10 protein-coding genes and 1 pseudogene are annotated in these 10,767 nt (G+C 71.4%); 6 read left to right on the top strand and 5 right to left on the bottom strand.

Annotation, left to right across the window (positions count from 1 at the left end):
- Positions 1–317 precede the first annotated feature (317 nt).
- Positions 318–725: a hypothetical protein gene (locus ACFVX4_RS34690; RefSeq protein ID WP_389985321.1), complete on the top strand. Its 408-nt coding sequence runs from the start codon at positions 318–320 to the stop codon at positions 723–725.
- On the opposite strand, the gene ACFVX4_RS34685 is transcribed toward ACFVX4_RS34690, so the two are convergent.
- Entirely contained in the window at positions 651–1,532 is an 882-nt protein-coding gene (locus ACFVX4_RS34685; protein ID WP_389985318.1) for a universal stress protein, read from the bottom strand. The genes ACFVX4_RS34690 and ACFVX4_RS34685 overlap by 75 nt on opposite strands.
- A 515-nt stretch (positions 1,533–2,047) precedes the next feature.
- Between ACFVX4_RS34685 and ACFVX4_RS34680 the strand changes: the two genes are divergently transcribed.
- The 4 genes from ACFVX4_RS34680 to ACFVX4_RS34665 all read left to right on the top strand — a co-directional run bounded on the left by ACFVX4_RS34680 (position 2,048) and on the right by ACFVX4_RS34665 (position 5,436).
- Positions 2,048–2,944, top strand: a complete 897-nt coding sequence (locus tag ACFVX4_RS34680) for a pyridoxamine 5'-phosphate oxidase family protein (RefSeq protein WP_389985315.1) — start codon at positions 2,048–2,050, stop codon at positions 2,942–2,944.
- A 142-nt stretch (positions 2,945–3,086) separates the two neighbouring features.
- The gene (gene ppk2 / locus ACFVX4_RS34675; RefSeq protein WP_266424005.1) at positions 3,087–3,908 is read left to right on the top strand and encodes a polyphosphate kinase 2; all 822 of its coding nucleotides are present in this window, start codon (positions 3,087–3,089) and stop codon (positions 3,906–3,908) included.
- A 396-nt stretch (positions 3,909–4,304) separates the two neighbouring features.
- The gene (locus tag ACFVX4_RS34670; RefSeq protein ID WP_389985312.1) at positions 4,305–4,766 is read left to right on the top strand and encodes a cyclic nucleotide-binding domain-containing protein; all 462 of its coding nucleotides are present in this window, start codon (positions 4,305–4,307) and stop codon (positions 4,764–4,766) included.
- A 46-nt stretch (positions 4,767–4,812) separates the two neighbouring features.
- A complete protein-coding gene (locus ACFVX4_RS34665; protein WP_389985309.1) occupies positions 4,813–5,436 on the top strand; it encodes a CBS domain-containing protein in 624 nt (207 codons plus the stop codon).
- A gap of 173 nt (positions 5,437–5,609) precedes the next feature.
- Here the strand turns inward: ACFVX4_RS34665 and ACFVX4_RS34660 are convergent, their stop codons facing one another.
- The 3 genes and pseudogenes from ACFVX4_RS34660 to ACFVX4_RS34650 form a co-directional block, all read right to left on the bottom strand.
- Positions 5,610–6,638, bottom strand: coding sequence for a zinc-binding alcohol dehydrogenase family protein (locus ACFVX4_RS34660; protein ID WP_389985306.1), 1,029 nt, complete (start codon positions 6,636–6,638; stop codon positions 5,610–5,612).
- A 158-nt stretch (positions 6,639–6,796) separates the two neighbouring features.
- A pseudogene (locus ACFVX4_RS34655) lies at positions 6,797–7,008 on the bottom strand (hypothetical protein); the annotation flags it as partial.
- Between the two features lie 352 nt (positions 7,009–7,360).
- Positions 7,361–8,242: a universal stress protein gene (locus ACFVX4_RS34650; protein WP_389985303.1), complete on the bottom strand. Its 882-nt coding sequence runs from the start codon at positions 8,240–8,242 to the stop codon at positions 7,361–7,363.
- Between the two features lie 463 nt (positions 8,243–8,705).
- Here ACFVX4_RS34650 and ACFVX4_RS34645 point away from each other — a divergent pair, with 463 nt between their 5' ends.
- Positions 8,706–9,167: a cyclic nucleotide-binding domain-containing protein gene (locus ACFVX4_RS34645; RefSeq protein WP_389985300.1), complete on the top strand. Its 462-nt coding sequence runs from the start codon at positions 8,706–8,708 to the stop codon at positions 9,165–9,167.
- A gap of 359 nt (positions 9,168–9,526) precedes the next feature.
- Here ACFVX4_RS34645 and ACFVX4_RS34640 read toward each other — a convergent pair whose 3' ends face one another.
- Complete coding sequence (locus ACFVX4_RS34640; protein WP_389985297.1) at positions 9,527–10,717, bottom strand: acyl-CoA dehydrogenase family protein; 1,191 nt, start codon at positions 10,715–10,717, stop codon at positions 9,527–9,529.
- Between the last annotated feature and the right edge of the window lie 50 nt (positions 10,718–10,767).

Below are 10,767 nucleotides of genomic sequence, written 5' to 3'. Positions count from 1 at the left end.
TACCGCCTCCACGGCCGCACGACGGAAAAGCGACCTCGCGAACGATCATCGCGGACCCGCCCTCACCCCCGCAGTGAATTGGGCAGCAGAGTCCTGACCGACTCCAAAACCCTGCCGGACCGTCGCACGCTCTTCTGGGACGTCCGGCTCTCGTCCCGCTGTCCGACCATCGAGGTGCGGGCCGCCGACATCCCCGTGATGGCCGAGGAGAGCGCCCTGCCGGCCGTGCTGGTGCGGGCGCTGACCATCACCGCCCTGTGGGCCGTCGAGCGGGGTGACCCCGGCCCCGAACCGTCCGCCGAACTGCTGCGGGCGGCGTGCTGGCGCGCGACGGGCTGCGCGGCGAGACCATGGATCCGCGAACGGGGCAACTGTCACCGGCCGACGGCCAGGTCCTGTCCCTGCTGCGCCACATCGGCCCCGCTCTGGAGGAGACCGGCGACCGGGAGACCGCCGTCGCGCTGCTCCGCCGGCTGACGGCCACCGGCACGGGTGCCGACCGGCAGCGCGCCGTCCACGCGCGCCGCGGTTCGCTCCTCGACGTCGTGGACGCACTGGTGGCGCAGTCCCCTGCCGTCGGGTTGCGCCGCCCCCGGGCGGCCGGACCGGCGGCGCCGGCTTTCCGGACCGGCTCCGTGCGGTCGCCCGGATCAGGGGTGGGGGACGACGGCGACGGGGCAGCGGGCGTGATGGATGGCGGCCTGGGCGACGGATCCCAGGTGTGATGCCGGGGCGGCATGGTGCTTGCGCCGGCCGACAACCAGCAGCCCGGCGCCCTGGGCGGCGCCCACGACAGCCTTGGCGGGGCTTTCGAGAACGATGCCGTCGTCCACCTCCACGTGCGGGAATTTGTCCCGCCAGGGGCGGAGGATCTGATCGAGTTGCTTCCGCGCGTCCTGAGCGATTTCTTCCGCCACGTCGTGATCCACACCCCAGGGCGTGTACGCGGCCACCGGCAGGCTCTGGCCGTGGACGGCCCGAAGAGGCACGCCTCGCGCCGCAGCGGTGGTGAAGGCGAATTCGAGGAGGTGGTCGCAGGGGCCGTGCAGTTTCAGTGCCACCACGACACCGCCTTCCTCAGCCGGTGCGGGTGCGGGGTGCGGCCCCCGTCCGGTCGTCCCGGCGCGTACCAGGACCACCGGCCCGTCGGCCCGCGCCACGACGGGCATGCTGATGTCTCCGAGGAAGTAGCTCTCGACGGGCACGAGTCCACGCGAACCGAGCACGGTCATCTCGGACTCCGCCGCCGCTCGAAGCAGCGCGTGCTGGGCGTCGTCGGCGACCAGGCTGCCGACGACGGGAAGGCCGGGGTGGCGCTTCTGGAGCTCCGCCCGCGCCTTGTGCACGATCCGCCTCGCCCAGTAGTTCTGATCCATCTCCGACGGGACGTGGGCCGGCTCCGGCACCAGCAGCGGCCACGCGTGCAGGAGGCGCAGCGTGAGCTTGCGCCGCTCGGCTTCGTCGGCGGCCCAACGAGCGGCGGCAAGGCTCTCGGGTGAGCCGTCGAGGCCCACGGTGACGACTGGCTCCATGGCGTCTGTCTCCGTCTCGTGAGTCCCGTACGGCCTCGTGAAGGCCGGAATGACGGCGAGCGGGGCCGCCTGCCCCGCCTGCTGTCGTCCCTGTGCCCTCGGCCGTGACCGGCCGGACGGGATGAGCGGCCGTCGATGGTGCGAGCATCCGCGCCGGCGAGCCGATCACGGCTTCTTCTCCTTCGAGGAGTACCGCAAATCTCCTGATGCCGCATGCCGACCCCGGTGCGACAGAACCCGTGGGGCCGGGGATTCCCGCACGGCCCTGCCCCAATGCCTCATGGGCCGGTGGTGCGGGAAGTCCGGACGTCGTCGGTGCGGTGGGCGACGGGCCGAGCGGATCGGGACCGGTCGGCCGCGAGCGGCGCAGGTGGGCCGCCCCGGCTCGCCGGTGGGCCGACGGGCCCGGTGCCGGCCCGCTCGGCCCCGCGGAATCACCGCTTCCCATCCCGTGCGACGGCACGTCACGCGTGGCACGTTGGGTACAGCAACACGATGAGGAAACGGCGGCGATCATGCGAGCTCACCTCGGCGATCAGCTTGTTGTCGAAAGCCAGACCACCGGCGCCGGCAGGCGCGACGGCGAGATCGTCGGCCTGCACCATGAGGACGGAACCCCTCCCTACGACGTGCACTGGTCGGACACCGGCCAGGTGACGCTCGTGTTCCCCGGGCCCGACGCCCATGTCCGTCACCTCAAGGACAGACCACTCCCGCCGGCCATGGCGGCCGGGGACGGTGCCGAGTCCGCCGGGGCCCGGCCCGACGGGGCACTCAACCCCGGCGACATCGGCCGGCGCTTGGCCATGGAACGCGAGCGACAGGGGCTCAGCCGCGCAGAAACGGCCCGCCGCGCCCGCATGGCGCCGGACTACCTGGCCTACCTCGAACAACGGCCCGCCGACCCGAGTCCGGCGAGTCTCATCAGCCTGGCCGACGTGCTCGGCACCACCGTGGAGGCCCTGCGCGGAGGCGGCATCGATCTGCCACCCGGCCGGGGCCGGGCGCCCCTGCATCCCCGGCTGGAGGACCTGGCCCCCGACGAATGCCGCGCCCGGCTCTCCACGCACGGCGTAGGACGCATCGCGGTGTCGGAACCCGACGGCCCGGCGGTCTATCCGGTGAACTACGAGGTCATCGATGACACGATCGCTTTCCGGACCACGCCCGAATCGGCGCCCGTGAGAGCCGGGGGAACCGATGTCGCTTTCGAGGTCGACCACGTGGACGAGGCCATGAGCCAGGGCTGGAGCGTGCTTGCCGTGGGCCCGGCCCGGATCGTCACGGAGCCCGACACACTGCGGCGGCTTGCCGAGGGCGCCCACACCACGCCCTGGGCGGGGGGCGACCGCACGACGTGGGTGTCGATCCGGCCCACGCGCCTCACCGGGCGGCGCATCGGTCCGGCCTGATCGGTGACCGACCGGCAGCGGACCGCCGCCGGTCCGGTGGTCTTCCCAGGCCACGATCCGGTCCTGACCGCACAGTGGTCCCGGCAGCCCGCTCGGCGCTGACACTTGACTTCGGGGGTGGTCCCCTCCGTAACGTCGTCCCATGTCGGACGAGAAGAGCTCGGGCACGCCCGGAAAACTGCCGCGCTCGCTGTACGAGCGGGAGCTGTACCGGCTCCAGACCGAGCTGGTGAAGCTTCAGGAGTGGGTACGCGCCGAAGGCGCCCGGCTCGTCGTGGTGTTCGAGGGACGTGACGCGGCGGGCAAGGGCAGCACCATCAAGCGCGTCACCGAGCACCTCAATCCCCGAGTGGCACGTATCGTCGCGCTGCCGCGGCCCACCGAGCGCGAGCGCGGCCAGTGGTACTTCCAGCGCTATGTCGAGCACCTTCCGGCGGCGGGGGAAGTGGTTCTGTTCGACCGGAGCTGGTACAACCGCGCCGGCGTCGAGCGCGTCATGGATTTCTGCACCATGGAGGAGCACCAGCGGTTCCTTCGCCAGTGTCCGATCTTCGAGCGCATGCTGGTGGAGGACGGCATTCTGCTGCGCAAGTACTGGTTCTCGGTCAGTGACGCGGTGCAGCAGGAACGGTTCCGGCGCCGGCTGCGGGATCCCACTCGCCGGTGGAAGCTCTCGCCGATGGACCTGGAGTCGATCACCCGCTGGGAGGCCTATTCGCGGGCGAAGGACGACATGTTCATCCATACCGATATCTCGGAGGCTCCGTGGTACGTCGTCGAGAGCGACGACAAGCGCCGGGCCCGGCTGAACATGATCGCCCATCTCCTGTCGACCGTGCCGTACGAGACAGTCGCTCCGCCGGTGATCGAACTGCCCCCGCGACCTCCGGCCACCGGGTACCAACGGCCGCCGAGAAGCCTTCAGACGTACGTGCCCGACCACGCCTCACGTCTCGGGAAGTGAGGCGAGGCGGGGCTCGCACGATCGGGCCGCGAGAGGTACGACGGCCACCGGGCCGGTCCGGCCGGACACGGAACGTTCGCCTCGTCGTGGTCCGGCCGGACCGCACGCACGACGTGCTCCTCGGCAACAGCGGGACGGGCGTCGGATGTGCTCGTCGCCGCCCCGCGTCCGGTTGGCCCACGAGGCGCGTCGGGCCATAGTGGAGGGACCGGGCGGCCCGGTCCCTCCCGCGATCGGGCGCAAGGGGTGACTCGGCCGACAGGGCCGCCAAGTGCTCCGGGATCGCAGAGCCTGCCCTCCCAGGGCCGGACGGCCCCGCGGCAGGGGCCGGACGGCCCATGTCCGCGTACCGACTGCCCGGCGATGCTGAACCGGAGACCACAGAGGAGGCCGCCGATGAACGCTTCTCCGACTCGCATCACGGCAGCTCTGCCCGCCGAGTACCGTGCCCGTCTGATGGGGATCGGACAGGAGGTCAATTTCGCCCAGGGAACCCGTCTCTTCCAGGAAGGGGATCACGCGGACCGCTTCTGGATCCTGCGCTCGGGCACCGTCACCCTGGACATCCGCGTGCCGGGCAGTGTCCCGGCGGCGATCGAGAGCCTGGGTTCCGGCGAACTGGTCGGCTGGGCCTGGCTGTTCAAGCCCTACATCTGGCACCTCGGGGCAGAGGCGATGACGCCGGTCCGTACCCATGAGTTCGACGCGGAGACGGTGCGCACGATGATGGACGCGGATCCCGCCTTCGGTTCGGCCATCGGCCATTGGGTCGGGGAGGTCCTCGCCCACCGGTTGCAGGCCACCCGGATCCGTCTGCTCGATCTCTACGCCCCTCATGGCAGCGGTGGGTTCATGTGAGTGCGCCGTCGTGCCACCACCCAGGAGTCATGCCCGAGGAGCACCCATGGCCGCGTCCCCGTACACCGTCGATGACGTCATGACCCACACGGCCGTGGCCATCGGTCGCGAGGCCTCGTACAAGGAGATCGTCGAGCTGATGCATCGGTGGAGGGTCAGCGCCGTGCCGGTCCTTGAGGGCGAGGGCCGCGTCGTCGGGGTCGTCTCCGAGGCGGACCTGCTGCCGAAGGAGGAGTTCCGGCAGGACGACCCGAAGCTGCCCGGCCAGTTGGAGGAGGCGTCCAAAGCCGACGCCGTGCTGGCCGAGGAGCTGATGTCGAGTCCGGCCGTCACCGTTCACGCCGACGCCACCCTTGCCGAGGCCGCCCGCATCATGGTGCGCAGGCGAGTGAAGCGACTGCCCGTCGTGAACGATCTCGGCATGCTGGAGGGCGTGGTGAGCCGCAGCGACCTGTTGAAGGTGTTCCTGCGCCCGGACGAGGAGATCGGCGAGGAGATCCAATCCGCTGTCGTCGCCGAAATGTCTCCCCCGGACCAGGTGGAGTTCACTGTGCTGGACGGTGTCGTCACCGTTCGAGGGCCTGTCCGGGACCGTGCTCTGGTGCCACTGCTGGCTCGGGCCATTCGTGCGGTCGAAGGCGTCGTGGACGTACGCATGGAGCTTGGCTGAGGCAACCCGGAGGGCGGCTTCCCAGGCCGCCCGGAGCATGCGGACCGGCCCGGGACCGGCCCGGACGGCAGCTCGACCGCGACCGAGCCGTCCGCTGCACTCCGCCGTACGCGGATGCCGTACACAGTTGCCGTACGCGGATCCAGCCCCGCCGCTGAGCACGTCGCGGCGGGTCAGCCGGGCACGAGGACGGCGGCGCCGCTGACCCGGTCGGCGGCCAGGTCCCTCAGCGCCCGGTCGGCACGGCTCAGCGGATACGGGCTGACGGTGACCCGTATGCCGATCCGCGCGGCGGTGTCCAGGAAGTCGCGTCCGTCCTGCCGGGTGTTGGAAGTGACGCTGCGCAGGTTCCGTTCCTCGAAGAGATGGCGCCGGTAGTTGAGCACGGGGATGTCGGTGAGGTGGATGCCCGCGACGGCGAGCGTTCCCGAACGGTCCAGTGCCTCCAGTGCCACGGGCACCAGATCACCTACCGGTGCGAACAGGATCGCGGAATCCAGTGGTTCGGGCGGTCGGTCGTAGGCGCCGCTCACCGAGGAGGCGCCCAGGTCTAGGGCGAGTTCGCGGGCGCGTGCCGAACGGGTCAGCACGTGCACGGTCGCTCCTTCGGCCAGGGCGACCTGCGCCGCCAGATGGGCCGAGGCCCCGAAGCCGTAGATCCCGAGCCGGCCGCCGGGCGGCAGGGCGCTGCGGCGCAGAGCCCGGTAGCCGATGATCCCGGCACACAGCAACGGCGCCAGCAGCGCGGCGTCCTGGTCGTCCGGGAGCCGGTAGGCGTAGTCCGCCGGAACGAGGGTGACATCGGCGAAACCGCCGTCCGCGTCCCAGCCGGTGTAGAGGGAGGCCGGGCAGAGGTTCTCGCGACCGGCCCGGCAGTAGCGGCAGTGGCCGCAGGTGCTGCGCAGCCACGCCCCACCGGCCCGGTCACCGACCCGGAACCCCGTGACGGACGCGCCGACGGCGGCCACCCGGCCGACGATCTCATGGCCGGGAACGGTCGACGCCCGGTGCGGGCGCAGGTCTCCTTCGGCAAGGTGCAGGTCCGTGCGGCAGACGCCGCACGCCTCCACGCTCAGCAACAGCTCACCGGGCCCCGGCGAGGGCACGGCACGCCACACGGGCACCAGTGGGCCGTCCGCCATCGGACCAGGACTCTGAACAGCCCACCCGGTCAGCACGTTCGAAGCCGGTTTCCCGACCATGTTCCCAGCCTGGCGCCGGCCGACGGGCCCGGCAAACGCAGGCGGGACAAGCCGGCTCGGCAGGACTGCGCCGCCATGGCGCCGATGTGGTCGTCACCGACCCCGCGAGCTGCTGCCCCCGGAGAGGACCGAGGTCAGGGCCCGGAAGGGTCAGCCCGGCCGTGCACCAGGCTGCTGAGGGGCGAACCGTGACTGGTGCGAGCCAGGTAGCAGAGCCGACCGTCCCGTGCCGCCTCTCGTCGTCGAGCCGGTATCCGAGACGGTCGAAGAGGGACCTCAGCCCGGCGGGGCGGAAGAGGTGGCCGGGCATGAGTGCGTCGGCCTGCTTGGACGCCTGATAGCGATTGGCCGTATCCCCCTCGGGCTCCAGGCTGGTCCGGCACGGCTTCCGGGGACCGATCCCGACCAGCGCCCACACCGCCCGGCCTCGCCGAGAACGGCGGCCTCGGCCGCCCCGGCCCTCCGCTGCTGCTGCCTCCGGAGCGGTTCCCGGGTGCCGAGGTGCTGCTCACGGAGTCGGCGTACGGCGGCTGCGCACCCCACACGACCTATGTGGTCCACGACGGACACCACCCACGGTCCACCGCCTCGGTCCGGTGGGTCACGCGGTGCTGCACTACGCGTCCGGCCCCGTCGCCGTGGTCCCGGACACCCGCTGAGCGCGTCCGCGGCAGCGGCGCTCGACGGGCGCCTCTGATCACGTGCTCCCTTTGATCAAGCGGTCAAGGATGGGGAACGAGGACGACCGGGCAGTGCGCGTGGTGCAGGACAGCATGCGTCACACGGCCGAGCGGCGAGCCGACGGAGTGGGAACGCCGACGTGATCCGATGACGATCATGTCGGCGTCGGCGGTCGCTGCCACCAGCACCTCGGGGACGGACCCGGCACGAACGACGTGTTCGGTCACCGTGAGGTCCGGGAAGTCCTTGCGCACGGGCGCGACGAGCCGGGCCGTCGCGGTCGCCTGATCCGCGGCGAGCCGGTCCACACCGTCGAACATCGTCGCCATGCTGCCGACGTTCTCGAGGAGGACCCATGTGCTGAGCACCCGGAGCGAGACACCTTCCCGGGCGGCCAGAGAGGCGGCGACGCGCAGCGTTTCCTCGTCACGCTCGTCCCGGACCGCGGCCAACACGACACCTGCCGGTTCACGGTCCTCACCGCCAGGCACGACGACGACCGGGACCTGGGAGCGCGCGGCCACCCGGAGCGAGTCCGAACCGACCAGCAGGAAGGCGAATCCGCCGCGTCCACGGGAGCCCACGACGATCGTGGCATCGGAACCGGCTTCACCGAGCAGGCATGCTGTCGTCTCGCTCTCGCACACGGCCGTCGTCACGGGGACGGCGGGAGCAAGTCGACGTACGAGCGCGGCAGCCTCTTCCAGCACGCCTTCCGCGAAGCCGTCGATCTGCTGGATGTCCGCCCTGGAGAGGTACAGACCTCCGTGGCTCGTCCCGGTGGCGTACACGATCCGCAGTGGCCGACTGCGAGCAGCAGCCTCGCCCGCGGCCCACCGCACGGCCCGCGCCGCATGGTCGGAACCATCGGTGCCGACCACGACCGGTCCCGTCACGGTCACGCTTGATCGAGTGCTGTCCATGGTCTCTCCTCGAAGTCACGAGTGCCGATCCGCCGGCGTCTTCGTAACTGCGCGGGCGGCTCGGCCTCCACCTCGTCCCGCTCCGTCTCCCCCCGGCACCTGATGCGCTGTTGTCGTCATCCAAGCGTGGTCCGGATCGGTACCGTGGCGCCAGCCAACCCCATGCCTGCGGGCAGGAGCGGACGCCACCGTCTGTGTGCGCCGTGCGGCCCGCGGCATGGGCTGAGCGGGTCGCGGAACCAGGCCAGTGGGCCCAAGCGCCATCCGTCCCGGGCGGCACGCGATGAAGTGGACGTGGAGCAGCGGAACAGCGGCGGGCCCGCTGGCTGGACCGGATTCCCATGAAGGACGCGTGGGCATGACGCTCCGCGCCACCCGGCACGGCCGAGCGCCCCTCCGGAAGCACGCCTATCGTTCAGAGCGGGCGTGCGGGTACACACCGCCCGCCGGGAACGGAGGTTCCATGTCAACGGCCAGAAGTCTGCTCGACGTGATCCCGCCCGGGAGCCGGGCCCGCCTGCTCGACGAGGCGGCCTGCGAGGTGCCGCTGGTCCTCGGCGCACGGCTCTTCGAGGAAGGCAGAAGGGCCGACCGCTTCTGGGTCATCCGCTCGGGGCAGGTCGAGGTCGACCTCCATGTGCCCGGCCGCCGTGCGGCGGTCGTCGAGACGCTGGGACGGGATGATCTGCTGGGCTGGTCCTGGCTCTTCCCCCCGCACGTGTGGCACCTGGGTGCGCGTGTGATCCAGGCGGGGCAGGCAGTGGAATTCGATGCCGCTGCCGTCCGCTCGCTGTGCGAGGCCGATGCGGCACTGGGCCGGGCGGTGTACAGGTTCGTCGCCGAGACGGTCGCGGAGCGCCTGTACGGAACACGGACACGGCTGCTGCAGCTGTACGGTCCCCGGGCCGACGCTCCCGAGGCCTGAGCGGACCGGGGAACGGGCCGTTCGGCCCTGGTGATCGCCCGGCAGCGTGCCCAGCCGACGGTGCGCCTCTCCGCAGTGGCCGGATCCCCTTGTCGCCCTTGCCGCCCACGGTGCCTCCGTCGTGGCCCGCACGCAGCGTGGCGGGCCACACCTTCACGGCAGTGGCCCCGCGCCGAGAAGCATCCGGTGGACGGCGACCGGCCCGGACGAGCGTCTCGGGCGTCGTTCCCGGCCCCTGCCGCGCTGTGCCGGGGGCCGACGCGGCCGAGGACCGGGCGGCAACGGCCCATGACGGGCTCGCGGAGCACGACGGCCAGTTCCGGGACCGGGTGTCGTCCGCCGGGGAAGGCCGCCCGTCCTCACCGCCGTACGCGCGGCATCCCCAGGCCGATCCAGGAGATGATCTCCCGCTGGATCTCGTTGTTGCCGCCGCCGAAGGTGAAGATGACGGCGGAGCGGTACCCGCGTTCCAGTTCGCCGTGGAGCACGGCGCCCGCCGAGCCTTCCTTGAGCGGTCCCGCCGAGCCGACGACCTCCATCAGCCAGACGTAGGCGTCGCGGCGTGCCTCGGAGCCGTAGACCTTGACGGCGGAGGCGTCCTGCGGGGTGAGGGTTCCGTTCTGGACCGCGGAGACCATCTGCCAGTTGAGGAGCTTCATGGCGTCGAGCCTGGTGTGGGTGCGGGCCAGCAGGGCGCGGACCCAGCCGAGATCGATCACGCGGCGGCCGTCGGCGAGCCGGGTGTCAGACGCCCAGCGCTGGACGTTGTGGAGGGCTCGGATCGCCATGGTGCCGTGGGCGGCGAGGGTGACGCGTTCGTGGTTGAGCTGGTTGGTGATGAGCCGCCAGCCCTTGTTCTCGTCGCCGACGCGGCGGGAGACGGGGACGCGGATGTTCTCGTAGTAGCTGGCGGTGGTGTCGTGCGAGGCGAGGGTGTTGATCAGGGTGCAGGAGTAGCCGGGGTCCGTGGTCGGGACGAGCAGCATGGTGATGCCCTTGTGCGGCGCCGCGTCCGGGTCGGTGCGGACGGCGAGCCAGACCCAGTCCGCGGTGTCGCCGTTGGTCGTCCAGATCTTCTGCCCGTCGACCGTGTAGTGGCCGGTGGCCTCGTCGCCCTCGCGCACGGCCCGGGTCTTGAGGGCTGCGAGGTCGGTGCCCGCGTCGGGTTCGCTGTATCCGATCGCGAAGTCGATCTCGCCCGCGAGGATCTTCGGCAGGAAGTACGCCTTCTGCTCGTCGGTGCCGTACCGCATGATCGTCGGGCCGACGGTGTTGAGGGCCATCAGCGGCAGCGGGACGCCCGCCTGTGCGGCCTCGTCGAAGAAGATGAACTGTTCCATCGGGGACAGTCCGCGTCCGCCGTACTCCGTCGGCCAGCCGACGCCGAGCCAGCCGTCGGTGCCGAGGCGGCGGATCGTCTCCCGGTAGAAGGTCTTCTGGGCCGCCGGGGCGGCGTAGCGCGCATATGCGTCGTCGGGGACCAGCCCGGCGAAGTAGCTGCGCAGCTCGGCGCGCAACTGCTGCTGTTCAGGCGTGTATTCGAGGTGCACGGCCCCTCCGGGAGTCTCGCGGTCGCGTCGTCCGTGTGCGGCGGCGCACA

Source organism: Streptomyces sp. NPDC058240 (genome assembly GCF_042882135.1).
Classification (GTDB): domain Bacteria; phylum Actinomycetota; class Actinomycetes; order Streptomycetales; family Streptomycetaceae; genus Streptomyces.
This window is presented reverse-complemented; position numbering and strand designations above follow the sequence as displayed.